Genomic DNA, 25,951 nt, shown 5'->3' on the forward strand with positions numbered 1-25,951 from the left:
CGGCGGTGTCCTCTCAGTTGATGGCCTGGCCAGGGAGCGGGCGAGGTCGGGGAGGGGCCGGTGGGCGGGTGAGGTGCAGGTGCCAGCGCCAGGTGCCGAGGATCTGGAACAGGGTGCTGGCCGGCAGTCGGTCCAGCTCGCTGGGGTTGGGGAGGGTGAACAGGTGCCCGATGAGTGGATCGGCGGCCAGGTCGCGGTGGTGGTCGCGGGCGAGGGCGGCCAGGCTCTGCTGCAAAGGGCGGGCTGCGGGATGCGGGAGGACCTGTTTGGGGCGGGTGATGACCGGCGCTGGCAGGAGCGGGGAGAAGGCGCGGCGCAGCAGCGCCTTGCCCTGTGCGCCACCGGGGGCGCTGTGCCCGGCGATGTGGATGCTCTGGGGGTGGCGTAGGCACCAGCCGACCAGCCGGTCATCCAAGTAGGGGAAACGGGCCTCGATTCCGGCGCGCATCGCCAGCCGGTCCTCGAAGCGCAGGATGTGGGGGATCTGGGTGGCGGTCAGCAGATGCTGCGCCCGCTCCAGCGGGGTTGCGGGCATGCTCTGGTAGAGCTGGAGGAGGCGGGCGTGGACGCCTCCTCGGTCGGCGAGGACGTCGGGGGTGAGGGCGCGGGCCTGCCGGGAGGCGGGGAGCCCGGCGAAGGCGTCGGGGTGGAGGAGGTGCCGGAACCAGGGGCGTGTGAGGTAGCCGCTCATCAGCTCGTCGGTGCCCTGGCCGTTCAGGACGATCCGCAATCCGTGCCCGGCGGCGGCCTGGTAGGTGGCCAGGATGGCCGGGTGCCGTGGGTCATCGGGGAGGACGGCCGGGTCGAGGACGGCGTCGATGTCGTCGAGAGCGAGGGTGTCGGTTCGGGGCACCTGGTGAAGCGCGACCCGTGGCGCGAGCTGCTCGGCGACAGCGCGGGCGTGGGCCAGGTCGCTTCCGGGGCGAGCCGCATCACCGGGGTAGGCGAGGGTGAAGGTGTGCAGGGGCGCGGCCGGGCTGGCGCGGCGGGCGGCGATGACGGTCAGGACCGAGGAGTCCAGCCCGCCCGACAGCAGGACACCGGCGGGGACGTCGCCCATCAGCATCGCGGTGGTCGCGCGGATCACGTGGCTGCCGAGCCCTCCGGCTGCCCGGCCCCGCCTGGTCGACGGCGGCCCGGCGCCAGAACCGGTGTCGTGTCCGCTGTGGGGAGTGGGCGGCCGCCAGTAGGTGCGGCGGGCCGGGCGGCCGTCGGGGCCAATGCTGAGCAGGCTTCCCGGTGGTAGCGCGGTGACCGCCTCCACGGCCGTGGCCTGCGGGTCGGCGGCGAGGGCGGGCGAGGCCAGCAGTTGGGCGTGCAGGGCGGGCAGGTGCGGGCGGCGCGGTAGGTCGGGCAGCGTCAGCAACGCGTCGACCTCGGACGCGAACGCGATTCCGCCGCCTGCGGGGGAGTACAGGTAGAGCGGTTTGTGGCCGAGCCGGTCGCGGGCCAGCGTCAACCGCTGCTGGTGGACGTCCCACAGCGCGAAGGCGAACATGCCCTCCATCTGCTCCAGCGCGGCGGGCCCCCACTGCAGCCAGGCGGCCAGGACGACCTGGGTATCGCAGGAGGTGAGGGGCACCGTGGGAGACAGGCGGGCACGCAACGCGGCTTGGTTGTACAGCTCGCCGTTGTAGGTGATCGTCAGGTGCCGGTAGGTCATCGGCTGGTGGCCGCCGGGCGACAGATCGCAGATGGCCAGTCGTCGATGGCCGAGTGTGAGCGGACCGTCCTGCCAGATCCCCTGATCGTGCGGGCCACGGTGGACCATCGCAGCTGCCATGGCCGTGACAAGAACACGGTCGGGATCGCCTGCTGGTGTGGGTCTGGGCGGCCGGAGCAGGCCGGCGATGCCGCACACCGTCAGCTCCCTGTTTCGGCGGGGTGAGTGTCGGTGAGCAGGTCGATCACCGCAGGCGAGGTCAGCAGGGCACGGTGGTCGGTTGCGGGCACGGTGACCACGGTCGGTGGGGTACCGCTCAGCTGGTCCCACCCGCCCAGTTCGCCGGTGGGTGAGGCGATGACCAGGGTGGGAAGCACGCCGCAGGGTCGCCAGGCGGCCAGTGCCGCCGCTGAGCCGGCCAGCACCCGAACCCGCCACAGCAGCTCGTCGCGCGGCAGAGCTTGCTCTGCCGCGTCCGCGGCGTTCTCGCTGGTGGAGGCGAGCGCGGCGATCTGCGCGGTGAGGTCGTCGAGAGCCGCAGTGTCCGCCGCCGTCACCAGAGTGTTCTCGAGAATTCGCCGCAGCAGATCTGGATCCTGTTCGGGGAGAAGACGCGTCAGGTGATGGGCGGTGACCAGGAGCGTCTGGCGGCGTCGCTCTGTTTCGGTGTCGTAGAGGTGGGGCGGGTCCAGCAGCGTGAGGTGGACGGTGTGACCGGCGGCCGTCAGGTCGCGGGCGGTCTGGAAGGCCACGGCGGCGCCGAACGACCAGCCTGCCAGGTGATAGGGCCCCGCCTGGCGGCCGGTGAGGGCGGCGGCGTGGACAGCGGCGAGTTCCTCGATCGACGCGTCGGCGGGCACGTCCGGGCGGGTGAGGCCGTAGCAGGCCCGATGCGAGCTGAGGCGGTTGGCGAGGCCGGCCAGGGGCGCCAGCGCATCTCCGAGCCCCGGGAGCAGGAACAGGGACTCTGCACGCGGCTGGTCGGGGGGTTCGGCGAGCGGAACACAGCGGGCCAGGTCCTCGATCATCTCGCTGATGGCGGCGACTGCGCCCTCGACCGCGCGGCACTCCAGTCGGCCGGGATCGAAGGAACACGACAACCTCAACAGCGGCCCCCGGTCCTCGCCGTCGGCGGCGGGCCGGTGGCGGCCGAGTGTGAGGTCCAGGCTGGTCGGTGGGGTGTTGGCGGGACCAATCCCCGAGTTCGGCGCGGGCCGGGGCGCCCCGATGGGCCCGGCCGGCTGGTTGGGGGAGGCCGTGGCGAGATAGTTGATGGTGACCTCGGGCAGCTCCAGGTCGGCGACCGCGACCGCTGGCGAGTCCCCGGGCGAGACGGGCGGGCTGTAGCGGGCGGGTGCGAACGCCGCCCCGCCGCGTGGGACGTGGGCCAGGTGGGCGCGGATGGCGGCGGCCTCGCGCAACAGCGCGTCCGCGTCCACATGTGCGTCCGGGGGCGTGGTCGCCGCGTTCCCGGCGGATTGGGGGGCACCGAGCAGGACGGGGTGCAGGCAGGTGAACCAGCCGAGCAGGTCGCCACCGTGGTCGAGGTCGCTACGGCCATGTCCTTCCAGCATCGCGTACAAGCCGGTTCCCCGCCGGGTGAGGGCCGCCGTCGCGCGGGCGACGGCGGCCAGGAAGATCTCTTGGCCGCCGACACGGTGCAGTGCGGCCGACTCGAGGGTGAGCAGCCGGGTCGCCGTCGGCGACAAGACGATCTGGAGATGGCGGCGATCGCCGAAGCAGCATCGCGGCGCAGTCGTGAGCGCCAGCCCCGGCTTGGGGGCGTCCGCCAGGTCCCGCCAGTAGCGCTCCTCATCTGCTGCTTGGTCGCCGGACGGTGCAGCGGCTGGTCCGGGCAGGGGTGGGGCGAGCCGCAGTGGCGCGGCGGCGCCAGCGCTGGTGAGGTCGGCGTAGCAGGCGGCGATGTCGCGGGCCAAGACGTCCCAGGAGACGGCGTCGACGATCAGATGGTGCAGCACCAGCAGCAACGTCCGCCTCCCCTCGGCGGCCCCGGTGGTGGCTGGGGCCGGGGCATGACCACGCGTACCGTGCTGCAGGAGCGCGGCTGCCAGCAGCCGCCCGTCGGTGATGGACAGGTTCGCTTGGAGTCGCGCCTGAGCGGCCCCGACCCCCTCGTCACCGTCCGGAGAGGCGGGTAGGTGGAGGGCGTCGATCGGGTGGACGGCCGGGGCCGCCAGGACGGCGTGCCAGCCGGACGGACCGGAGACAAAACACAGCCGGGTCGCCTCGTGGCGGGCCAGCGCCGCCCTGACGGCCGCGGCGAGCACGACCCCATCGGTGCCCGCCTGGACGTCGAAGAGGCGGGCCTGCGCGAAATGGTCAGGATCGGCGAAGCGCTGGGCGAAGAACCACTGCTGGGCGCCCGTCAGCGCGACGGGCGTCCCGCCCGGCCGCGCCACCCGCTCGCCTGCCGGGGCCCCTTGGCCAGGTGAGGGCTGGGCCGCGATCCGGAGGGTGAGGAGGGCAGCCTGGTCGGCGAGTACCGGGTGGGTCAGGATGTCGGAGACCGACAGCGGAAGCCCGGCCGTCCGCGCAGCGCTGCTGAGCCGGATGGCGGTCAGCGAGTCGCCACCCGCGGCAAAGAAGTCGCCACCGCACCAACTCCCATCGCCGCCTGCCGCGAGGACGGGTATGGCGGCGCGCCACAACCCCCGCAGCCGGTCGGCCATCGCAGCTGCCGCCGGGTCCGCGGGACGGCGGCCGCCGGGCGCGCCCGGCCTGGCCTGGTGGGGGGCGGGTGCGGTGGCGAGTAGGGCCGTGACGGTGTCCCGGTCCACCTTCCCCGATGCCGTCAGCGGCAGCGCCGGAACCAGGCGCAGGCGGCTGGGGACCATAGGCGACGGCAGGCGCTGCGTGACCCACCTGCGCAGGTCATCACCCAGACCATCCTGATCGTGGTCTCCGCCCCCTCGCCCGCGGTCCCCTGGGGCCGCCTCCTGGCCGGCCGCAACGACGGCGCCGAGCTCGGTGACCCCACCTGCACCGGAGAAGGCGGTGACGTGAGCGCGGGCCACGAGCGGATGGGCGGCCAGGCAGCGGGCGACCTCGGCAGGATCGACGCGGTGGCCGCGGATCTTCACCTGGTCATCCATCCGGCCCAGGCATTCCAGCCGCCCGTCCGGGCCGACCCGTCCGACATCACCGGTCCGGTATAGGCGTATCCCCGCCAGCGGCCCCCGTGCGGGCACGGTGAACCGCTCTGCGGTCAGGTCCGGCTCGTCCAGATACCCGGGCGTCACTCCGCCGCCGGCGATGCACAGCTCGCCCCGCGCCCCCTGCGGGACGGGCTGAAGGTCGGCGTCCAGCACCGCCACCACGGTGCCGGGCACAGGCGTACCGATCGGCACCCGCCTGCCGGACGGCCGTCCGGAGGGTGGGTGCGACGGCGGGCGGTGCAGGATCGCGGCCGTCGCCCACACGGTGGTCTCGGTCGGTCCGTACTCGTTGCACAGGACGGCGCCGGGCAGCAGTTTGGTGTGGCGGGTGACAAGGTCGGGGGTGCAGGGTTCACCGCCGACCGCGACGACGCGCACCGGGGCGGGCCACGGCCCGGGCAGGGCCTGCAGGAACTGGCTGTAGTAGGAGGACACGAAGTTCAGGCACGTCACCTGGTGCCGGTCGACCAGCTCGCGGACCAGCAGCGGGTCGGCGGCGTCGCCGGGCCGGTCCGGGAGGATCACGGTCCCGCCGGCCGTCAGCGTCCAGAAGATCATCGACGGGGCGACGTCGAACACCGTCGGAAGGGTGACCAGGGTTCGCGGCCGCGCGCCGCCGAGATGGCGTCCGAAGACGGCGGTTCGGGCGGTCAGCGCGGTCACCGCGTTGCCGTGGCTGGCGACCACGCCCTTGGGGGTTCCGCCCGACCCGGAGGTGAACACCACGTAGGCGGGGGCCGCGGCACCGTGGACGGGGCGGCGTGCCCGTCCACCGGTCGGCAGCCTGTCGGCGTACAGGACCTCCACACCCAGCCCTTCCAGGCCGCTCGAGCCGGACCCGCCGCTGCTGCTGCTGTCAGCGAGGATGAGAGCCGGAGCGGCCAGCGCCAGAAGGTCGGCCAGACGTTGGTGCGGGTGAGCGAGGTCCAGGCACAGGTAGGCGGCGCCCCTGCGGGTCACCGCCAGCAACGCGGCCACCAGCAACGGCGAGGGCGGGCAAGCCACCGCGACCCGGTCCCCGATGCCGATTCCGGCGTCCTCCAGGGCGACCTCGATATCGCACGCCAGTCGCTCCAGCTGCCGGAAGGTGAGGGTGGTTCCGGCGTGGATCACTGCGGGCTCGTCGGGGGTGGCGGCGATCGCGGCGGTCACCCCGCCCGGAAGCGTCCGCGGGCCGCGCTGCCCGGCCGCGCCCTTACGCCGGGCGGTCCGCAGATCGGCCAGGTGGGGATCGGCGGCGGTCCGGGCGGCCGTGCCGGTGGCATCGGCGGTGCTGAGCCGCCGGTCCCAGGAATCGGCGACGGCGCGCAGGCAGGCCATGAAGTCACGCAGATGCGCCTGCGCGGTACCCGGCTCGTATAGGTCGCGGTTGTACTCCCACAGCACCTCCACCGCAGCGGAGTCGCCAGCCTCGGTGGCGGGACTCGGGACGCACACGACGTTGATGTCGTTCTTGGCCGACCCGTTGTGCTCGATGCGGACGCGCCCCGTGACGCCCGCCGCCTGCAACAGGTGTGGGCGCGGGCTGTCGTGGAAGGCGAACATCAGCGAGAACCACGGCGTCCGAGACCCGTCGCGCCCGCCATCGCCCGTGCTCCCACGCCCCCGGCTGCCGCTGCCTGGGTGGCCGGGGCCGTCCGGCCCGGGGCGGGTGCCGGGGGTGCCGGTCACGGCGGCGAGGATGTCGGTGAACGGAAGCTCCTGGTGGTCGTGCAAGTCCAGGACCACCTGCTGGATCCGGGCGGCCAGCTCGCCCAGCGTCGGGTCGCCGTGAAGGCGGGCACGCAGCGGAACCGCGTTGACCAGCATGCCGAGCATCCGGGCCGCAGCTGGGTCGGCGCGGTTGGCCAGCGCGGTCCCGACCGTGAAGTCTTCGGCGCGGGTGTGGGCGTGCACCAGCGCGGTGAACGCGGTCATGAACATCGCGAAGCGGGTGACGCCGTGGGCGCGGCCCAGCTCGTCGAGGCGGGCCAGCACAGCCGGGTCGACCTGGCCGCGCAGCAGGCCGCCGCGGTGGCTCTGGCGCGGTGGCCGCTCGTGGTCGCCGTCGAAGGTGACGCCGATCGGGGACGCGCCCTCCAGCGCGGTCTGCCAGTACCGGCCGTGGCGGGCGTGATCAGCGGTGCTGCGCCACCGGTGATACCAGGCGGCGTAGTCGCGGTACTGCGGCACCGGGCCGCGCAGCACCGGGTCCAAGTCGGGGCTGGCGCCCTGGACGAGCGCGTCGTAGGCGGCCATCAGCTCGGTGAGCAGGACCCCCACCGACCAGCCGTCGTGCGGCAGGTGGTGTTCCACCTGAACCAGCCGCCACCGTCGCGGTCCGAGGCGCAGCAGATGCCAGCGGATCAGCGGCAGCCGCGTGACGTCGAAACGGTGTCGCGTCAGCTCGTCGACGATGTCAGCGGCCCTGCCCTCAAGCCAGTGGCCCTCGAGGTCGTGGCTCTCAATGTCGCGGCCGTCGCGGACGGTCAGGTCGGTGACCGGAAGGTCGACCGGCCACGGGGCGTGCACGCGCTGGACGGGCCCGCTCGGGCCGTCGTGCAGCGTGGTCCGCAGAATCTCGTGCCGCGCCACCAGCAGTGTCAGCGCGGCCTGCAGCGCCTCGACGTCCAGGACACCGTCCAGCAGCAGGCTAGATTGGGTCTGGTAGGCCAGCGAGTCCGGCGCGGCCTGCTCCAGCAGCCACAACTGCAGCTGCTGGCCGCTCAACGGCGCATCCTGCCGCTCCGTACCGGCCCCAGAAGCCGTCGCGGCGCCGCACACCAGCGGCGGCCGATCGGTATCGGCGGGCGGGGCGGTGGCCAGCAGCGCGCGGATCTGGGCGAGCGTGGTCGGCCCGGCCAGCCGACTGGGCGGAACCTGGACCCGGTAGTCGCTGGCCAGCAGCGCGGCGATCCGCACCAGCGCCAGGGAGTCCGCGCCGGCCGCAGGCAACGGCACCTGTTCACCCAGCGTCGCCACGCACAGGATCTGGGCGACGGCCGCCGCCAAGTGATCGGCCTCCGTCTGCCCCCCGGCCTGCGCGGCCAGGCCAGGAGAACCAAACGGGTCCGGGAGGCGCGCCGTGTCGACCTTGCCGTTGAGCGTCACAGGCAGTGCGTCCACGACCATCAGGCGGGCGGGGACCTGACCGGGCGGAAGGTGCAAGGCACAGTGCGCCCGGATCCGCTCCGCCCACGCCCCTTCCGCGCCCGGCGGGTCCGGTGGGCCGGGTGGTCGCACGGGCTGGACGTAGGCGACCAGAACCGCTGGCACGTCCCGGGCCGGACGTACCGCGCTCACGTGGGCGGCGGCGATATCGGGATGGGTGAGCAGCACATCCTCGACGGCGGCGGGCTCGACGCGGACACCGCCGATCTTGACCTGGCGGTCCACGCGGCCGGCGAACACCCAGCCGGCTTCCGTGCGGCGGACCAGGTCCCCGGTCCGGTAGGCGCGCTCTCCCGTGGGCAGAGTGGTGAACGCGCGCCGGGTCGCGTCCCTCTGCCTCAGGTACCCCAGCGCGAGGTTCGCGCCGCTGATCAGCAGTTCCCCCGCGGCCGCGCCGCTGTTCGGCCGTCCGGCGGTGCCCCAGTCCTCGACCAGCCGCCCGCCGGGGTCTTCGGGATCTGCGACGTGGAAGCTGACGCCACTGATCGGGGCGCCCAGCGTGACCGGCGCACGGTGCCTGGTCGACGCGTCGTAGACCAACGCGCTGCTGGCCCATACGGCGGCCTCGGTGGGCCCGTACTCGTTCCACAACGAGGCGTCCGGCAGCAGGGCGGCGTGCCGGTCGGCGACCGCCTCCCCCCACGCCTCACTGCCGATCATCACCTGCCGCAAGCACGACCCACCCGCGTGGGCGTTGCCGGAGGTGGTGCGGGTCGTGTCGGCGGCGGCGACCGCCAACAGCGTCGGGTACAGGCCCGCCGCGTACACCAGGTGCGTGATCCGCTCGGTGCGCAGCAGCCGCCAGGTGGCGGCGATGTCGGCCAGTGGCGGCCCGACGACCAGAGTGGCGCCCGACAGCAGCGACCACCACATCACCCCGACCGACACATCGAACCCCGGCGAGTGCAGCAGCGGGATCCGCTCCGGATCGCCGTAGGCATCACTGCGCGCCCGCGTGGAGTTCAGCAGCGCGGCATGCGCGACGACCACGCCCTTCGGCGTGCCGCTCGAACCGGAGGTGAAGATCACGTACGCGGGGGCGTCAGGCCGCGCGGTGGGGGCCTGTCTGTCACTGCTCGACGCGAACCGGCGGGGATCGATGGGGCGGGTCAGAAGGTCCCTCACGGAGACGGACGGCAAGCCGGGGACACGGTGGTCCTGCTCGGGCCCGGTCACGACCAGGTCAGGTTGCGCGGCCGCCAGCACCCGCGCAAGGTGGGCATCGGGCGCGGCCGGGGCCAACGGCAGATAGGCCGCCCCCGCCGACACCACGGCCGCGGCGGCCACCGCAAGGTCGGCTCCGGGCTCCATCAGCACCGCGACCACCGGCACCGGCAGCCTGTTCCGGCCGCGCCCGGCACCGGTGGCCGGGGCGGGAACCTGGGTGAGCGCGGCAGCCAGATCGGCCACCCGCCCGGACAGGGCGGCGTAGGTGAGGTCGGTTCCAGCGCGCAGGTCCCGCACCGCGACCCGGTCGGCGAACATCTCGCACGACTTGGCCAGCGCCGCGGGCAGCGTCGGCTGATCCGCAGGCGTCGCCCGCTCGGTCACATCCCGCGCGGTGGGCTCCGGGTTCATGCTCCACCGTCCTGCAGCCCGGACCGTGTCGTGTTCTCCAGAGCCGTGCGGGCGCGGGCCCGGATCTGCTCGGGGAGCCGCGGGCCGAGATGGGCCAGGAACGCCTCCAGGTAGCGGCAGCGCAGCCCCGGCGGTGTCTCCGGCCGGTCCAGGAACAGCAGGTCATGCGGCGACAGGGCGCGGACCGCGAACATCGGGACCGGGCAGCGCATCACCGCCAGCCCCCGATTGTGGACGCTGCCGACCTGGCTGGCGGGGTGGAACTCGCCCAGCATCAAGCCCCGCTCGACAAACCCCAGCCGCAGCGCGGCGTGGCCGCCGTCGATGAACGCTGGGGCGGCGTTGGCGGGAAGGCCGGGGAACAGCGCCAGCAGCGCCGCCTGACTGGCTCGCTGGCCCGGGAACAGATTCTCGAACAACTCGGCCAACACCGGACCGGCCGCTTCGGCCGCGGTGACATCGTGACGGGACGGGGACAGGGTCACCAGCCACACCAGATCCCGATCCAGCGCCGGGCCCAGCCGCGGGCAGACCGCGCCGGGCCGGCCGAGGAGCGGATGCGGGCAGGTCACGAACTCCCTAACCCACTGCAGGGCGAGCTCGTAGTGCGGGTAGGCGGCGAACAGGCCGGGCGCACGCGAAACGCTGGTGAGCGAGTCAGGATCCAGCAGGCCGCTGACCGGCGTGGTGGAGGCGGTCATGACGGCATGCCCATCGGCGCGCCCAGCAGCGGCCGGGACACGAAACCGGTGGGACCGACCGGCCGATCACCGGCCAGCGTGACCCGGTACAGAACGCGGGCCTGGCCCGACACTGCCGCGTCGGTCGCGGCGATGTGGGCGGTTGACCGGTTGTCCCAGAACACCACCATCCCCGGCTCCCACCGCACCCGCACCGTGTACTCCGCCCGGACAGCGTGCTCGAACAGCATGTCCAGCAGCCGACCGCTCTCCGCGGGCGACAGTCCAGCGATCCGGCTCGTGCGGGACGGATTGACAAACAGCGCCCGCTCGCCTGTCTCCGGGTGCACCCGCACCACCGGATGCAGCGCCACCCGCTCATCGGCCGCGAGCATCCTCATCACCCGCCGGTCCAATTCCTCACCGGGGACCATCCGGTACCCGGCGAAGAACGAATGCTCCGCTTCCAGGCCGTCTACCAAATCCCGTAGCGGCTCCGACAGGCCCTGGTAGGCGGCCGTCAGGCTGGTCCACTGGGTGTCGCCGCCGAAGTCGGGCACCACCTCGGCGCGCAGGATCGCACCGGCCGGCGGGTCGACGGCGTGCGACATGTCGGTGTGCCAGCCGGAGAGCGGGGACGCCCACCGGGTCCGGTAGAACGCTTCAACATCCAAACCGAACAGGTCCCGGTCGATGCCCGGACTGATCGTCAAGATCTCCGGGAACTCCTCCAGCTCCCCGCCATGCTGCGGGCGGGACCTGGCCGTCAGCTCCCCGAACCGCCGACCGAACGCCACCTGCTGGCCGTGGTCCAGACGCTGATCGCGGAAGACGAGTACCTGGTGCTCCAGCAGCGCTGCCCGGATCCCCGCAACCACCTCCTCCGACAGCTCCGCTGCGAGATCCACACCCGTGATCTCCGCGCCGATGTGGCCGGCGATCCGGGCCACCTCCAACGCCAGTCCTCGCGTCTTCACGCCTTCCCCTCCTCGCGCATCCCGCTCAGCTCTGCTCAGGCCCAGGCAATGCCGGAGGAGAGGGGAAGTCGACCCACGCCGCGTGGGTCAACGGCCAAATGGCCTGACCAGGTGCGGCATCGCCAACCACCGTCTGCGGGTCGGTCGGCCGAACTACAGTGAGTGCTCCACCACCGGCGGTCGGCGGGAAGGGCAGGCCGGGAGTGTCCACAACGCAGCGTCTCGGCCGGGCCTACGCGACCCGCGAGATCGACGAACTCCGCAGATCCATGGCGGCGCACGGTGCCTCACCCCTGCAGATCGCCGCTGTCATCTCGGCCATCCAGCAAGTTCCCCTGCGCGCCGCGCTACGGCTGGCTCTCGGGCTGACCCAGCAGGCCGTCGCCGATCTGTACAACCAACGCTGGCCGTCGACTCGGCCCAAGACCGGAAAGAACGTCGGTTATTGGGAGCAGTGGCAGGGACCAGGCTCCCCACCGTCCACAAGCACCCGCGAACCCTCCTACACCGACCTGCTCCGCCTGGCCGACCTGTATGACTGTCGGCTCGAGGACTTGTTGACGGGACCGCCGCTGGCCGCCGAAGCTGTAGGCGCGATCCGTGCGATCACCGACGAAGCGTCCGCTGGCAGCGACGAAGGAGACATCACGAAACGGCGCACCCTCCTGCAGTCGGGGCTGTATGCCGCCGCCGCTGGTTTCCTACCGGACGCCCGGACCGAGCCCGGCGGGCGGGTCACCGTGCCCGTCCTCGACCTGGTCGCGACCACCGTGCGGCACGCCCAGCGCCTCGACGACCGCGGCAGCGGAGCCCGCGCCTACGTGGCCGATCAAGCCAGCGTGGTCGACCGGATGCTGCGCCGTGACACCTACGACACCGCAACCGGTCAGGCGCTGGCCGCCTGCCTGGCACAACTCAGCCAAACCACCGGATTCATGTTCTACGACGCAGGCCTGGACCCCGGCGCCCGGCGCTGGTACCAGGCAGGGCTGCGCGCGGCGAAGGCCGCAGACGATGCCCCGCTGACCGCCAGCATCCTGTCGCTCATGAGCAACCAGGCGGCCGGCACCGGGAACCCGGCCGAGGCCATCGACCTCGCCGACGCTGCACGCCGCAGCGCCCGTTCCGCCCCGCCCCTCGTCAGGTCGCTCATCGCAGCACGCGCCTGCCTCGCCCACGCCGCCGACGGCGACACCGACACGTTCAACCGCACCCGCGATGACGCCTTCACCCTCTTCAACCTCGGGATGGACCACACGGAGCCGGTGCCGAGCTGGGCCTATTACATCAGCGAGACCGAACTGGAGGCGATCGTCGGGCGGGGCATGGTCACCCTTGCCCGCCGCACCTCCAGTACCAGGCCCCAGCAGGGTCTTCTCCAGGACGCCACACGGCTACTGGCCGGCCGGGCACTGACCGACGACCCCGACTACGACAGGTCCGGCCTGCGCCACAGCGCCTGGCTCGCACTGGCCCACGCCCGAGCCCGAGAACCCGAACGCGCGGTGCTCGCGACCCGGGCCGCACTCAGGAGAGCACCATCGGTGCGTTCCCTCCGCGGCGACCAACTCCTGCGATCAGTCCGCGGCGAACTCGCCGGACTCTCCGACAAACGGGAGGTCGGCGACACCACAAGGATGCTGGACCAGTATCTGTCGAGCACCTCAGTGTGAGACCGGTGCCTGGAAGCCTCACGGAACGCTGGCCGCACATCCGGCGCCCGGGGACTCAGCGTGTCCGGTCATGGCGGTGGCCATAGGCATGGCGTGATCCCCGATTGACGTCCCCCGGCTACGGCCGGTCGTCGCGTGCGGGGGGCTGGATCATCAGCACGTGGGAGATGCCGCCCTGGTTCACACAGTCCTGGGCAAGGTCGTAGACGTGCCAGTAGTAGTCCAGTGCGGGCCCCACCGCGTTCACTGTCGTCTCGACGGGCGTATAGCGATGCAACGGGGTCGAGACACCGTCGTAGGCGAAGCCGAGGTTGTCCTTCGTCAGGATCGTCAGCGGCTGCTCGCCGGTCCACTCGACCCCAACGCGCACCGCCAGCGCCCTCGGGCAGCGTACCTTCGCCGAAGAAGCCCGCCGCATCCTGCACGCCGCCGTCCGCAGAGCCGAGGCCCCTCAGCGGCCCTCGGCTGGCAGGTTGTTCTATGACCTCGCGACGAGCGAGGCGATGATCTGCGTTGCTGCCTCGGGGACGCGGCTGGCCTTGGCGATGCTGCCGTTGTCGCCGACGAAGAGGCATTCGGTGTTGTTGGCGCAGCAGCCGCCTCGGCTGATCGGTGACGGTTCACACCAGATCATGCGCCAGTTCCCAGGGTCCTCGGCCTGAATGATCAGGAGGTGGACCGGTTCGTCATCGGGGTGTCGAAGGTTGCAGCGCAGTCCCGATCGGCTGATGATCTCGGCCTGCAGTTGTTCCAGGTGGTGTTGTCCGGTCGGTGTGTGGACGGATTCATCTGCAGGGATTCGATGCTCACCGGACGCGCGGTGCTTCCCGTCGGGGCGGTGATTGCGACGTCCCAGCGACTGTGTAGCGAAGAACCAGGCCATGGTCGGCCTTCCTGTCCAGATGCGACGAAGGGGGTGTCTGCTGTTTGGCGTCGAGGCGCATACGGGGCATTGGCGTGTACGCGGCGGGCGAGACCCGGTCACTCGCTTCCGAGTGCGAAAGCCCGTTCGGGGTCGAGGGCGGTGTAGAGGGGCGCGGCAGGGTCGGCCGGAAGGTCGAACCAGGTGGTCAGACGCCCTTGTGGCCGGTCTTCCCAACCCCATGCGGCGGCGTAGGCGCGTACCAGCGCCAGGCCCCGCCCGTGCTCCCCGGGCGGCTCAATGGGGTGGGGCGTCGCCAGGTGCGGGCGGCTCGGGCCGTCACTGTCAGCAGTTACCTCAACCCGCACGCACCCGGGCATCGCCTCGGATGTGGTCGCGGACGAGCAGTCTTCGCCGGTCTGGTCGCATGTCCAGGACACGGTGACGCAGTCGCGTCGGGCGGCGTCCCCGCCGTGCACGATCGCGTTGGTGGCCAGCTCGCTGACGCACAGCCGCGCTCTCTCCACCGCAGGGTGGTCGGCGCCGAGGTGATCGGAGAGCTGCGCGACTGTCCAGTGACGCGCTTGGGCTACCGAGGCGGAGGTGGGCTGCAGCGCCAGGGTTTGCGGGGAGTGTGGGGCTCGCTCGTTCATCGGAAGGTCCCGGGTTCGTCGAGCTTTGCAGGGCGGGGGGCTGTAGCGTCTGGCTTGTGTCGTACGACACAAGTACCGTCCCCACTATGACGCCCTCAAGTAGAGCAAGTCTAGTAAAAGATGAGACTCGTAAAACTTGTCCAGCGGAGCCGCTAACCACACGACAGGAGCAGGTTGTGGCGCAAACTCAGCCGACAGCCCGGGCCCGGCTCGTCGCCAGCACCATGCGCAAGCTGCGCGCCAGTGCGGGTCTCAGCCAGGCTGAAGTGGCCAAGGAGATGGGGTGGAGCAAGTCGAAGCAGGAGAAGCTCGAGGCAGGCAACCTTGGCGTCCGTCCCAGTGACGCCAGGGCATTGTGCAGCCTGTACGGGGTCACCGATCCACAGCGCGTGAAGGATCTTGTTGACCTGGCGAAGCGCTCACGCATCCCAGGTTGGTGGTCGGCCTACGGTCTCGGCGCCGTCCCTGGCTGGTTCGAGCCGTACATCAGCCTGGAGTCCGAGGCTTCGTCGCTCCGGGTGTACCAGCAGGAGTTGATCCATGGACTGCTTCAGACGCCCGAGTACGCACGATCGGTCGTGCGTGCCTTCGCACCGCGGGCGACGGATGAAGAGGTCGATCAGCGGGTAGATGTCCGTATGCAGCGGCAGGCCCGGCTGGAGGGCGAGTCGCCCTTGGCGTTGTGGGTGATCCTGAACGAGGCCGCTCTGCGGCGGCCCATCGAAGAGCGCGGGGCGTGGCGAGCGCAACTGAGGTACCTGCTGGAACGTTGTGAGTTGCCGAACGTGTCGCTCCAGGTCCTTCCGTTCGCGGCCGGACCGCATGCCTCGATGGAGTCCTCCTACGAACTCATGGGGTTCCCGGAGTCGGCCGATCTGAACGTGCTCTACCTCGAGGCGGGGCAGGCCAGTTCGTACCACGAGGACTCGGTCATCATCGGTCAATACACTGACGTCTTCGATCACCTTCGCGGTCAAGCGCTGGACACTCGCCGGTCCAGCGATTTCGTTGCGCATGTCCTCCAGGAAGTTTGATGATGCCTACAGCACCCCGTCAGCGTCTCACCGGCGTGGACCTCCCGAACGTTACGTGGCGCAAGGCCCGCCGCAGCGGTGGCAGCGGTGGGAGCTGCGTTGAGGTCGCCACGCAGGGCTCGGCTCATCTGGCACGTGACTCCAAGGACCCGATGGGCCCGGTGCTCGCCTTCACCGGTGCGGAGTGGGGGGCGCTCCTGTTCGAGGTCAAGGCCGGAGCCCACGATCTGAGCTAGGCGCCGCTCCTGCCGGAGAAGGGAGCCTCGACCGTGTAGCGGTCGAGGCTCCTTCGCGTTTGAGACAGTCATATCTGACTCGGGATTCATAACTTGCGAGTCGGACTATTGACGGTTCGCAGTCCAGGTATCACTTTGGAGGCACGCGAAGCAGACAGAGGAGACAGTGATGCACCAGGCCTCCCACAGCCTCATCGGACCCCAGATCGCGGTGTCACGGCGCGCGTCGTCCTCGACGACGACGGCGCTGTCCCGCGGGCGCGTCTGGCCGCTCGCGGACCACTTCCTTAGCCGCTGAACCGCCACGGCCCGGCCCTGAGCAGGAGGGGAGTCCCCACATGCGTGTCTCGGCGATGACCGGCCAACCAGCCCCATGGGACATGGAGTTCGACTGGCATCTGACCAACCGGTGCAACTTCTTCTGCGAGTACTGCCACCCGCAGATCCGCACGGTGCTGAATCGCGTGCACCTGGACGAGCCGCCCGCTGAGCTGGTGGTGGCCCGGTTCGACGCGCTGGGCTCCACCTGCCTGGTGCACCTGTCCGGCGGTGAGCCGTTCCTGTTCCCCGACTTCGTGGCCCTGTGCGAGGGGCTGACCGAACGGCACTTCATCAGCATCAACACCAACCTCGCCAGCGAGCAGGTCGCAGAGTTCGCGCGCAGGGTCGACCCGGCGCGGGTGGTGAAGATCGTCGCGGCGGTCCACGCGCCCGAACGGCGGCGGCTGGGGCTCCAGGTCGAGCAGTACGGACGGGACTACAGGCTGCTGCGTGATGCCGGGTTCGACGTCGACGCGCTGTACGTGCTGTACCCGCCGCTGCTGCCGACGCTGGCCGAGGACCTGGCAGCGCTGGAAGCGGCCGGTGTCGACCATGTGCGCTGCAAGGTGTTCAAGGGCGTGTACGACGACGGAAGCGGCAAGCGCCGCTACCCCGAGGGGTACAGCGACGCCGAGAAGGCGGTGATCCTGGCGAACTCGGGCGAGTACCGATTCAACAAGCCGTACCTGGACGGCATGTCGTCGTTCCGGGGCCAGGCGTGTTCGGCGGGGGTGACCTCGTTCAAGGTGATGGTGACCGGTGAGGTGCGCCGGTGCGCGTCGGTGCCGACCGGCTACGGGAACATGTACGAGGGGACGTTCACTCCTGCCGTCGCCTCGACGCCGTGCCCGGCACGGCGGGTCTTGGTGCTGTCGCAGTGCCTGGCGTACCTGGACTCCCCTCCCGAGCTTCCGCCGCCCGCCGACGACGCCGGCGGGGACGCCTCGACGAGGCGGGCGCGATCATGAAGATTCTCTCTCGGGCTGGGGTCGAGCACCCCGACACCGCACCGTGGGACGCGGCCGAACGCAAGGGGATCGGCCACCCCGACACCCTGGCCGATCTGTGCGCGGACGCGTTCTCGGCCGCCTACGCCCGGCGCGGGCTGGCCGCCTTCGGGCACATCCCCAACCATTGGGTCGACAAGGTCACCCTGGCCGGCGCGGCGTCGCGGGTCCGGCTCGGCGGCTACGAGGTCATCGAGCCGGTGCAGTGTCACCTGTTCGGGAAGGTCACCTCGAGTGTCGGAGACGACCCGATCGACGTGGCGGGGTTGTTCGAGTGGTCCGTCACCGATGTGCTGACGCGTGCGCTGGGCGGATCGGAGATCGTGCCGCACCTGCGGTTCCACATCACCAACACCAGCGGATCCGCCGCCGACCACGCCCCCACGTTCTACGAGCCGCGGTGCGCCAGCGACTTGGCGCAGGTGCTGGCGGAGGATTCGGTGTGCAACGACACGGTGATCTGCACCGGCACCTCGGCGATGGGGGCGGCTGGGCGGATCGCGGTCGAGCTGGAGCGGTTCTTGACCGGGCCGGAGCTGACGGCCGTGGTGCCGGGTGCCGGGACTGACGTGAAGGTGATGGTCACCCGCGTCGGTGACCATCTGGACGTGACGGCCGCGGTCCCGATGCATCCGTGGGCGGTACGGGACTGGAAGGTCTACGCCGACCTCATCGCCGTCGTCGGGAACCTGTCCCGTGTCCAGCTGAAGCGGCTGGTCGACCAGTACCGGCCCGGCGGATCGTTCACGCTGAACCTCAACACCAAGGACCGGCCCGGCCGTGGGTACCTGGCACCGTTCGGCTCCTCGCTGGGCAAGGGCGATATCGGAGCGGTCGGGCGCGGCAACCGGCACAGCGGCGTGATCGAACCGCTGCGGCCCTCCAGTTGCGAGGCTCCGGCGGGGAAGAACCCGGTGCACCACGCGGGCAAGATCTACACGGTCCTGGCACGGCGCGCCGCCGAACAGATCGCCGCCGAGGTGGGCGCGTACGCCACGGTGGTGATCTGCGCACGCAACGGCCACCCGGTGACTCACCCGGCGTACGTGCTGGTCGAGATCGCCGGGCCGCTGCCGGGTGGCCTGCTGGACCGCGCGGAGAAGGTCGCCGAGCAGGTGATGGCGACCGCGCCCCTGCTCGCGCAGGAGTTTGCCCACGCCGACCCGATGGAATCGTTCCAGCATCAGGACGACGTGGCTGGCGGCCAGCGGTGACAACCCCACCAGAGAACGCCCCCTCGAAGAATTCGAAGAACACGGTGCGTGAGGCGTTCACGGTCGCGCATCGCCGTCACCTGGACCGGCTGGCGCAGTTGCCGGTGTGGGTGGACGAGCAGGGGATGCTGATCGGTGATCAGCGGGTGATGTTCGCCGCCGAGGCCCCGCTGATGCGGCGGCACGCCGAATCGCTTGTCGCGGCCGACACTCCGCGCGGCCGCGCGGCGGACGTGCTGGAGATCGGCCTGGGGATGGGCGTGTTCGCCTCCCAGCTGCCCAGGTTCGTGGGGACCTACACCACTGTTGAGGCGGTACCGGAAGTGGTCGCCCACACTGGCCCGCTTCTGGCCGGGCTTCTTGGCGCCCGCGTTCGGTACCGGGTGATCGGAGCCCCGTGGCAGCTCGCCGAGCTACCCGACTCGGCCTACGACGCGATCATGTACGACACGTGGCCGCCCGAGGGGTACGCCGACGATGACTTCGCGGTCTTCGCCGAGCATGTCGCCGCCCGGTGCCTGCGTCCGGGAGGCCGTTGGTCGTTCTTCTGGTCGGGCTCCCGCTTGTCCTCGCAGCGTCGCAGCGTGCTGGACCGCTGGTTCCCCGGCTGGCACGCCGACAGCTACACCATGCCGCCGGAACTGGTCCCCCGGGACTGGACGAAGCCGACCACCGCCTTCCTCGTGCCGGTCGCGACCCGCTCGACGTAGGGAGAGTCACCACGATGAGCCACCCCCACAAGGCCCCTCCCACTCCTCTGGCCGATCTACTCAACGCCGACGCCGTCCGGTTCGCCGAGTCGGGGTATGTGGTGTTGCCGCCGCTGCCGCTCGAGCACATCGAGACGCTGCGCGGCGAGGCCGCCGAGTTGCTGGACTCGATCGTCGCCGCCGGTGGACTGGACCGCCTCAGCCGGGACCCGCGCGTCACATGCTGGCGGCTGGCCGACGGGCAGGCGTACGTGCTCAAGATCAAGCACGTGACCGAGCAGTGCCGCAGCCTGCGTTCCGCGGCGGATGGGCCCATGGCGCAGGTCGCGGCGCATCTGCTCGGCGCCGCGCCGCTCCTCATAGACGAGAAGGTCACCTACAAGCAGCGGGTGCCCGCCTACCAGGCCGGGAGCATCACCGACCTGCCGGTTCTGGATCCCTCCGTCCACAAACACACCGACGCCGCCTACTACACCCGACGCGGCATCACCGGGCCGGTGGTGACCGTCGCGCTATGCCTGGACGAGGTTGCTGCCGCGTCCGGCCCGGTGCGGGTGTGGCCGGGCAGCCACCACCGCGCCCCAGCCTTCACCGACACCGCCGCTCACGGTCCGGTCGTCGACGACGACCAGGCCCCCGACGAACATGCCGTGCCGCTGACCGGGAACGCCGGGACCGTCCTCGCGTGGGACGCGCGGCTGGTACACGCCTCCGCCCCCAACACCACCGGAGACCCCCGACGGTTAATGATCGCCGCCTACGCCCGCACATCGGAGGCGGCCCCCGATGAACGCCGGTGAACCGCGCCCCTACCAGCAGCCTGCCCCGTTCGTTTCGCAATGGGGCGAGGACGTGTGGCTATCGCAACGCGCCGACCTGCCCGAACGCGGGGTGTTCGTGGAGGTCGGCGGCGCTGACGGGCGCCGCGGCTCCAATACCTGGTGGCTGGAGGACAAGCGGGGTTGGCGCGGCATGGTGGTCGAGCCCGATCCGCGCCAGCACGCCGCGCTGCACGCCAACCGAACCTGCCTGATCGACCCCCGGGCCGTCGCCGACCACGCCGGCACCATCGCCTTCGGACAGCACACCACCCGCCCCACCCACTCGGGGATCGGCCTGACCGGCGACGACTACCGCAGCATCACCGTGCGATGTGTACGGCTCGACACCCTCCTGCAGGAGGCCGACATCGCCACCATCGACGTGCTCAGCATCGACGTCGAGGGCACCGAACTTCAGGTGTGGGGATCGTTCGACCCCGACCGGTGGCGCCCCCGCTTCGTGATCATCGAGTACGACGATGGCGTACCCGGCCGCCGCACCACCGACATCCGCGCCGCGCTCGGCACGCACTACCACCTGGAACATGTCACTCCCTCCAACCTGATCCTGGTCAGGAGTACCCCGTGCAGCGACCCGCCTCCATGCCCCCCGACGGTCCCCGCGACGGCCTCGCGGGCCCCGGGGTGATCGTCCCCGCCGCGCACTGCACCGGCACGCGTCATGACACCGAAACCGCGCTGGCCGGTGAGCTGGCCGGTGCGTTGACGCCGTTCCTGCGGACGCTGATCAACCGGCGGCCCGTCGTCGCCCTGTGCACCAAGAGCACCGACGAACCGCACTGGCGTGCCCTGCTGGAGTCCGCCGGAGCCGCCAAGGTACTCACCGTCGACCTCACCGACCTGACGCTCACCGAACGCCTCCTCGGCGGCCGGCGCACCGTCACCACCGCGATCGAGCACCTGGCGCTTCAGCATGACGTGGCGCGCGCCCTGGGCGGCCATCAGCTCCTGGCCAGCTTCGACCCCGGCGGCGACGCCGTCGTGCTGGCCCCCGACCCGCTGGAGATCACCTCGATCGGAGGTCGATGCAGCCTGGCGGTCAAACCGCCGGTCGCCCACCTGGTCGAGCACAAGACCCTCGTGGACGGCCTGTGGGACCTGATGGGGGTCGACCGTCAGCCGTCGCTGGTGTGCGACGTGACGCCGACACTGCCGAGCCAGATCGCCGCCCTCGACCAGGGCGAGGGGGTGGTGGTCAGCTGCCAGCGGCGCGGGCACGCCCCCACCGTCGGCGGCGAACACATCTGGTGGGTCCGCCGCGGACGGCTGCCCGCCACATTCCCCCCGCTGACCTCCCGCGACCTGCGCGCACGGGTGATGCCGCTGCTGGTCGGCCAGCCGCTCCGCCTGCACGGCATGATCGTCGGCGGGAACGTGGCCTGTTTCCCGGTGATGGAACTGCTATCGCTGCCGCGTCCGGCCGACGGCACCTTCCAGTGGGGAGGCTCAGTCCCCGCCCGCCACCTACCCACGACCGCGCGTGTCCACCTGCATCAAGTCGCCGCCCGCGCAGGGCGCTGGCTGGCCGCCCACGGCTACAGCGGCGGCTTCGCCATCGACGGGATCCGAACCGACGAGGGGTATTGGCCGACCGAACTCACCGGCCGTCTCACCGCCGCGTTCGAAGGCGTCGACTCGGCCGTGCGGGTCCCGGTGTACGCCGCTAACCTGGTCGCGCGCGCCGCCACCCATGCCCAACCAAGTAGTGGGACACTGATCGAGCAGACCACTCCGCTGCTCGCCGAGCTGCTCACCGCACTCACCGCCCGCGTCCTGGACGCCACCCGCGCCGACATCTACGGCGCGGCCACCGACGCCACCAGCCACGGAACCCACCAGCTGCGATGGACCCCGACCGGTCTCACCGCCGAACCATCGCCCGCCACCGGCACACAGAACTCCGCCGGGACCATCGCTCTCACCCGAAACCCGCGCGGCTGGCTGCTGCACTGCCAGCTCCACGCACCCGCCCCCCTGCTCCCCGACCTCCCGTGGGGCAGCCTCGCACCGCTCGTCTACCACCTGTCCGACCAGGTGTACGGCACCAGCTTCGGGCAGCTCGATCCGCCGTTCGGCTTGCCTCCTACCCCCCGCGGCGTCATCGGCCCGTCCTGACCTCCAGCACACCCCGCACGCCCGGCCTCCTCACCGCGCCACCGGCGGCACAGCACTCGGAGCCCCCATGTCCTTGACGAAATCGGCGAACACCTTGCCAGCCACGGCCATTCGCCCGCAGCGTCGGCGGACCCGCCGCTAGCCTGCCCCCATGACCACCCCAAGCCATCCAATAACTGTCCGCACGCGCTTCGCTCCCTCGCCTACCGGCATGTTCCACGTCGGCAACGCGCGGTCTCTGCTGTACAACTGGCTGGCCGCCGAGCAGGCCGGGGGGCAGATGGTGCTGCGGATCGAGGACACCGACGCCGAACGCTCCAAGCCCGAATGGATCGACGGGATCCTCAAGGCGATGGCCTGGCTGGGGGTGGACTCCTCCCAGTACGAGGGCCCCTACTTCCAGACCGACAATGCAGCCCGCCACGCCGAAGCGGTCGCCGCTCTGCTCGACGGCGGGCACGCCTACTACTGCGACTGCACCCGCGAGCAGATCGCCGAACGCACCGGCGACCCGCACAAGGGCTACGACGGGCACTGCCGCACCCGCGACCTGGGGCCCGGGCCAGGGCGAGCCGTCCGGTTCCGCACGCCCGACACCGGCGAAACGGTCGTGACCGACCTGGTGCGCGGCGCGCCGGTCTTCCCCAATGCGGCCCTGGAAGACTTCGTCGTCGCCCGCTCCGACGGCACCCCCACCTTCCTGCTCGCCAACATCGTCGACGACATGGCGATGGGAATCACCCTGGTCATCCGCGCCGAGGAACACCTGTCCAACACCCCCAAGCAGCAACTGCTGTGGGAGGCGCTGGGGGCGACCCCGCCAACGTGGGCACATGCGCCGATCCTGGTGAACGACAAGCGCCAGAAGCTGTCCAAACGTCGCGACAAGGCCGCCCTGGAGGACTTCGCCCGCGACGGCTACCTCCCCGAGGCGATGCGGAACTACCTGATGCTGCTGGGGTGGGCCCCACCGGACGGCAGTGAGATCCTCCCCTGGCAGCAGATCGTTGACCGGTTCCGCATCGCCGACGTCAACCCGGCCCCAGCGTTCTTCGACGTCAAGAAGCTTCGGGCGTTCAACGGCGACTACCTGCGTGCCATGTCCGCGACCGAGTTCGCGGCCGTCGCCGCCGACTGGCTGGCCGTCCACTTCCCGGCCGGTGCTACCTGGGCCGACGACCGTGACCGCTTCGCCGCTGCGACTGAACTGGCGCAGACCCGCATCGCGATCCTGTCGGAGCTGCCCGACATGATCGGCTTCCTGTTCACCGGCGTGGAGATCGACCCGGCATCGTGGGACAAAGCGTTGAAGCCGGGCGCGGTCGAACTCCTGACCGACGCACTCGGTGCCTTGGGCGAGCTGGGCGACTGGACGGCCGACGCCATCAAGGACACCATCGAGCGGGCCGGGCAGGCACACGGCCTCAAACTCAGCAAGGCGCAGGCACCCGTGCGGGTCGCCGTGACCGGCCGCACCGTCGGACTGCCCCTGTTCGAGTCGATGCAGCTGCTGGGACGACCCGAAACCCTCGACCGCGTCGCAGCCGCACTGTCCCGAGCCAACCCCCCTTCACCACGCTGAGAGCCACTAACGGAACCAGTAGGTCAAGCCTCGCTGGCAGGGATGGCCGCGGCGAGACATGAAACGCCAACCACATATCTGTGACGAGTTCCAAGGAGGTACACGGTGGCCCACACCCACGCGGCGCGCGCCATCATCCAGGCCACCGACGGCCGCTGGCTGCTCGTGCGTCCCACCAGCGCCGACCTGTGGCACCTACCCGGCGGCGGGATCGCCCAGGGCGAGCCTCCGCGGCAGGCATGCGAGCGAGAGATCCATGAGGAACTGGGCCTGACCCTGTCGGCCGGACGGCTCCGCGCCGTTCAATGGACACCGCTGCCCGACGACGGCGGCGACCAGATCTCATTGGTGTTCGACTGCGGTGTTCACGACCCTGCCGACATCGAAGCGCACATCACCCTCCAGGCGGATGAGGTCGAGGCGTGGCGGTGGGGCACCCCTGACGCTGACCTGCTGGACGGTGATCGTCTCGCTGAGGCCCTTCTCCAGGCGTCGGCTCGACCCGACCACGTCGCCTACCTCGAGGTCGCCACCACGCCGAGCGCGACATGAACGCCCGTGTCCGCCGCGTTCGGCCGCTATCCAGCGTCGAACGCGCGCCTCCCCCTGGCACCCGACAGCTCGGCGACCACAGGCGCGAACCGGGCAAGGTCATCTTGACGGTGCAGGAGAAAGTAGGAGACGCCCAAGTCGATGCGCTGCAGCACCTGGTCCACCATCGCAGCAACGTCTCCACCCAACACAAACGCTTCCGCGTTCAGGTCATCGGGGATCGACTCCTTGATCCGCACCAGCGACATGGCCAGCTCCAGCTGAGCCGTGCGAGCTCCAGCCGCGTCGTGAACGAGGCTGACCTTGCGCCTCAGAGCTCCCATTGTGGTGTCGCCCGGGAACGGACCCGAACCGCCTCGATTCGCGCGGCGGGTGAACGCGACGGTGTCGGCGTGGCGGGCCGCCAGCCGCAGGAGTCGCGGGCCGCCGCCCCCGATCAACAGGTCCGGTCGCGCCCGCCCTGGCCGTGCACATGGCATGGCCATCTCCAGGCCATCGAGCTGGTAGTAGCGGCCACCGAAAGCACAAGACCCACCACGCCACAACTCCCGCATCACCGTCACGGCCTCGGCCAACCGGTCGATCCGAACGCCTGGGCGGTCGAACCCCAATCCAGCGGCCTGGTACTCCTCGGCGCGCCAGCCCGCCCCAAGCCCCAGTTCAAACCGGCCACCCGACAGCAGGTCCAGCGTGGACGCCTCACGTGCCAACACAGCCGGATGCCGAAAGTCGTTGGCCAGCACCAGCGTCCCCAGCCTCAAGCGCGTCGTGGCCGAGGCAATAGCAGCCAGCGCAGGCATCGGAGCCAGCCGCTCACCCGCCAAGTGATCGGACATCAGCGCAGTGCCGAATCCGGCATCCTCGAGCCACTGGGCCCGGTCGACCAAATCACGCAGCGACGTCGCAGTGCGCAGCACTGCACCAAACCGCACCACGGGGCTGAAATCCTGCTGCTTGAACATCACCCTCATTCTCGACGCCGGAACCCAGTTCCACCACCAAGGCAGACAACCGGCTGAACTGACAACGCTGCAGCCACACATCACGAGCGGCTCCTATGCAGCGGCCGCGCTGTTCACCACGCGCCGAAAGGCCGTTCATTCCTGAGCGGGCGAGGCTCTTGAGGGCGGCTTGGTGGTCGGCGCTGTCCAGGAGCGGCGTGCCGTTCAGCAGCGTCATGGCGATGGCGGGGACGTTCTCGTCTCTCAGCCTGATGCGCGGGCTGCCAGGACGGGGATCGAGGCGATCTTGTCCTCGGTCAGTTCGTCCCACACGATGCCCGAAGGGCGCGGGTGCGCGGGGCATCGGATGACTTCGTCGGGGGTGACGATCAGGTCGACGCGGAAGTCATGTGTCATCTCCGGGAGCGGCTCCTCGATCACCTGGAGCCGGTGCACGGTGGTGACGATCGAGGTGGAGGGGCTGAGCAGCCCGGCCTCTTGCAGGAGGCCCAGCTCGATGTCTGAATAGCCCGCCCCCTTGCCAAGCCGGGCGCCGTTCCGGCTGACGGCGACACTGCCGCAGACCACCAGGTCCACTGGCTGCATGTCTTCCACTCCAACCTGGGGAGCGGTGGAGACGATGTTGTGCTTGGCTGCGGCTTCCGCTGCCGGGCGCCCGAGGCTCTCCGGGGCGATCTCGTAGAAGGGCAGCTGGGCAGCGAGGCGGGGCACCGCCATGTAGACCAGCCGACCAGCTTCCAGTGCCAGGGCCCGGACGGGTTCCTGTGCGCGGTCTGGAACGGTCTTGATCACCTGGGCGCGGCGCCATTCCGGCAACGTCGCGAGGCGGCGGGCTGCTTGTTCCGCGCCGTTGAAGTTGGGGATGCGGCCGTGGACACCCGGTTCGGGGACCGCGTTCTCGCTCTCCAGCAGAGCCCAGATCCTGTCGCGGATCACCGTCTTTGCCTGATTGATGTCCACAGGC

21 protein-coding genes are annotated in these 25,951 nt (G+C 70.8%); 12 read left to right on the forward strand and 9 right to left on the reverse strand.

All coding sequences use genetic code 11. The features are described 5' to 3' along the window. Window positions 1–13: 13 nt before the first annotated feature. Genes asnB through EBO15_RS20785 form a run of 4 tightly spaced genes read right to left on the reverse strand, consistent with a single transcriptional unit; the run spans window position 14 to window position 11,224 of the window. Window positions 14–1,861 (reverse strand): asparagine synthase (glutamine-hydrolyzing), encoded by a 1,848-nt coding sequence (asnB, locus tag EBO15_RS20770; protein ID WP_158628302.1) that lies wholly within the window; start codon window positions 1,859–1,861, stop codon window positions 14–16. Between the two features lie 2 nt (window positions 1,862–1,863). After that, a complete protein-coding gene (locus EBO15_RS20775; RefSeq protein WP_122196086.1) occupies window positions 1,864–9,567 on the reverse strand; it encodes a non-ribosomal peptide synthetase in 7,704 nt (2,567 codons plus the stop codon). Further along, a complete protein-coding gene (locus EBO15_RS20780; protein WP_122196087.1) occupies window positions 9,564–10,268 on the reverse strand; it encodes a DUF6875 domain-containing protein in 705 nt (234 codons plus the stop codon). Before EBO15_RS20780 ends, EBO15_RS20775 begins: the two co-directional genes overlap by 4 nt. After that, entirely contained in the window at window positions 10,265–11,224 is a 960-nt protein-coding gene (locus EBO15_RS20785) for a TauD/TfdA dioxygenase family protein (protein ID WP_122196088.1), read from the reverse strand. The genes EBO15_RS20780 and EBO15_RS20785 overlap by 4 nt, the downstream gene beginning before the upstream one ends. Before the next feature lie 203 nt (window positions 11,225–11,427). Between EBO15_RS20785 and EBO15_RS20790 the strand changes: the two genes are divergently transcribed. Then, window positions 11,428–12,897, forward strand: a complete 1,470-nt coding sequence (locus EBO15_RS20790; protein WP_122196089.1) for a hypothetical protein — start codon at window positions 11,428–11,430, stop codon at window positions 12,895–12,897. A 118-nt stretch (window positions 12,898–13,015) separates the two neighbouring features. Here EBO15_RS20790 and EBO15_RS20795 read toward each other — a convergent pair whose 3' ends face one another. From EBO15_RS20795 to EBO15_RS20805, 3 genes are all read right to left on the reverse strand, one after another. Continuing rightward, window positions 13,016–13,267, reverse strand: coding sequence for a hypothetical protein (locus EBO15_RS20795; protein WP_199744697.1), 252 nt, complete (start codon window positions 13,265–13,267; stop codon window positions 13,016–13,018). Window positions 13,268–13,375: 108 nt separating this feature from the next. Further along, complete coding sequence (locus tag EBO15_RS43705) at window positions 13,376–13,780, reverse strand: hypothetical protein (protein WP_147481586.1); 405 nt, start codon at window positions 13,778–13,780, stop codon at window positions 13,376–13,378. Window positions 13,781–13,878: 98 nt separating this feature from the next. Continuing rightward, a complete protein-coding gene (locus EBO15_RS20805; RefSeq protein ID WP_122196091.1) occupies window positions 13,879–14,412 on the reverse strand; it encodes an ATP-binding protein in 534 nt (177 codons plus the stop codon). A 176-nt stretch (window positions 14,413–14,588) separates the two neighbouring features. Between EBO15_RS20805 and EBO15_RS20810 the strand changes: the two genes are divergently transcribed. The 10 genes from EBO15_RS20810 to EBO15_RS20855 all read left to right on the forward strand — a co-directional run bounded on the left by EBO15_RS20810 (window position 14,589) and on the right by EBO15_RS20855 (window position 24,025). Then, window positions 14,589–15,446: a helix-turn-helix domain-containing protein gene (locus EBO15_RS20810; protein WP_158628303.1), complete on the forward strand. Its 858-nt coding sequence runs from the start codon at window positions 14,589–14,591 to the stop codon at window positions 15,444–15,446. Between the two features lie 35 nt (window positions 15,447–15,481). Then, window positions 15,482–15,682 carry a DUF397 domain-containing protein gene (locus tag EBO15_RS20815; RefSeq protein WP_233616325.1) on the forward strand — a complete coding sequence of 67 codons (201 nt, stop codon included), beginning with the start codon at window positions 15,482–15,484 and terminating at the stop codon, window positions 15,680–15,682. A 338-nt stretch (window positions 15,683–16,020) separates the two neighbouring features. Continuing rightward, window positions 16,021–16,971 carry a radical SAM protein gene (locus tag EBO15_RS20820; RefSeq protein ID WP_122196093.1) on the forward strand — a complete coding sequence of 317 codons (951 nt, stop codon included), beginning with the start codon at window positions 16,021–16,023 and terminating at the stop codon, window positions 16,969–16,971. Continuing rightward, complete coding sequence (locus tag EBO15_RS20825) at window positions 16,968–18,224, forward strand: methionine adenosyltransferase (protein WP_122196094.1); 1,257 nt, start codon at window positions 16,968–16,970, stop codon at window positions 18,222–18,224. The genes EBO15_RS20820 and EBO15_RS20825 overlap by 4 nt, the downstream gene beginning before the upstream one ends. 44 nt (window positions 18,225–18,268) lie before the next feature. Next, on the forward strand, window positions 18,269–18,934 hold the full coding sequence (locus tag EBO15_RS20830) for a class I SAM-dependent methyltransferase (protein WP_122196095.1): 666 nt from the start codon (window positions 18,269–18,271) through the stop codon (window positions 18,932–18,934). Between the two features lie 14 nt (window positions 18,935–18,948). Further along, window positions 18,949–19,734, forward strand: coding sequence for a phytanoyl-CoA dioxygenase family protein (locus EBO15_RS20835; protein ID WP_122196096.1), 786 nt, complete (start codon window positions 18,949–18,951; stop codon window positions 19,732–19,734). After that, window positions 19,721–20,404: an FkbM family methyltransferase gene (locus EBO15_RS20840; RefSeq protein WP_122196097.1), complete on the forward strand. Its 684-nt coding sequence runs from the start codon at window positions 19,721–19,723 to the stop codon at window positions 20,402–20,404. Before EBO15_RS20835 ends, EBO15_RS20840 begins: the two co-directional genes overlap by 14 nt. Beyond that, on the forward strand, window positions 20,341–21,891 hold the full coding sequence (locus EBO15_RS20845; protein ID WP_147481588.1) for a hypothetical protein: 1,551 nt from the start codon (window positions 20,341–20,343) through the stop codon (window positions 21,889–21,891). Before EBO15_RS20840 ends, EBO15_RS20845 begins: the two co-directional genes overlap by 64 nt. Before the next feature lie 151 nt (window positions 21,892–22,042). Further along, on the forward strand, window positions 22,043–23,473 hold the full coding sequence (gene gltX / locus EBO15_RS20850) for a glutamate--tRNA ligase (protein WP_199744698.1): 1,431 nt from the start codon (window positions 22,043–22,045) through the stop codon (window positions 23,471–23,473). Window positions 23,474–23,578: 105 nt separating this feature from the next. Then, the gene (locus EBO15_RS20855; protein WP_122196099.1) at window positions 23,579–24,025 is read left to right on the forward strand and encodes an NUDIX domain-containing protein; all 447 of its coding nucleotides are present in this window, start codon (window positions 23,579–23,581) and stop codon (window positions 24,023–24,025) included. Between the two features lie 26 nt (window positions 24,026–24,051). Here the strand turns inward: EBO15_RS20855 and EBO15_RS20860 are convergent, their stop codons facing one another. After that, a complete protein-coding gene (locus tag EBO15_RS20860; RefSeq protein ID WP_158628304.1) occupies window positions 24,052–24,987 on the reverse strand; it encodes a TIGR03621 family F420-dependent LLM class oxidoreductase in 936 nt (311 codons plus the stop codon). Between EBO15_RS20860 and EBO15_RS44305 the strand changes: the two genes are divergently transcribed. Further along, window positions 24,980–25,132: a hypothetical protein gene (locus EBO15_RS44305; RefSeq protein ID WP_158628305.1), complete on the forward strand. Its 153-nt coding sequence runs from the start codon at window positions 24,980–24,982 to the stop codon at window positions 25,130–25,132. The genes EBO15_RS20860 and EBO15_RS44305 overlap by 8 nt on opposite strands. A gap of 98 nt (window positions 25,133–25,230) precedes the next feature. On the opposite strand, the gene EBO15_RS20865 is transcribed toward EBO15_RS44305, so the two are convergent. Continuing rightward, window positions 25,231–25,947, reverse strand: a complete 717-nt coding sequence (locus EBO15_RS20865) for a 5-formyltetrahydrofolate cyclo-ligase (protein WP_122196101.1) — start codon at window positions 25,945–25,947, stop codon at window positions 25,231–25,233. Between the last annotated feature and the right edge of the window lie 4 nt (window positions 25,948–25,951).

The organism is Actinomadura harenae (assembly GCF_003696215.1).
GTDB lineage: Bacteria > Actinomycetota > Actinomycetes > Streptosporangiales > Streptosporangiaceae > Spirillospora > Spirillospora harenae.

Coding starts and splice junctions, on each gene's coding strand:
- EBO15_RS20775 (WP_122196086.1), bottom strand. CDS start 9,567: ATGAACCCGGAGCCCACCGCGCGGGATGTGACCGAGCGGGCGACGCCT.
- EBO15_RS20780 (WP_122196087.1), bottom strand. CDS start 10,268: ATGACCGCCTCCACCACGCCGGTCAGCGGCCTGCTGGATCCTGACTCG.
- EBO15_RS43705 (WP_147481586.1), bottom strand. CDS start 13,780: ATGGCCTGGTTCTTCGCTACACAGTCGCTGGGACGTCGCAATCACCGC.
- EBO15_RS20805 (WP_122196091.1), bottom strand. CDS start 14,412: ATGAACGAGCGAGCCCCACACTCCCCGCAAACCCTGGCGCTGCAGCCC.
- EBO15_RS20820 (WP_122196093.1), top strand. CDS start 16,021: ATGCGTGTCTCGGCGATGACCGGCCAACCAGCCCCATGGGACATGGAG.
- EBO15_RS20825 (WP_122196094.1), top strand. CDS start 16,968: ATGAAGATTCTCTCTCGGGCTGGGGTCGAGCACCCCGACACCGCACCG.
- EBO15_RS20835 (WP_122196096.1), top strand. CDS start 18,949: ATGAGCCACCCCCACAAGGCCCCTCCCACTCCTCTGGCCGATCTACTC.
- EBO15_RS20840 (WP_122196097.1), top strand. CDS start 19,721: ATGAACGCCGGTGAACCGCGCCCCTACCAGCAGCCTGCCCCGTTCGTT.
- gltX (WP_199744698.1), top strand. CDS start 22,043: ATGACCACCCCAAGCCATCCAATAACTGTCCGCACGCGCTTCGCTCCC.
- EBO15_RS20860 (WP_158628304.1), bottom strand. CDS start 24,987: ATGTTCAAGCAGCAGGATTTCAGCCCCGTGGTGCGGTTTGGTGCAGTG.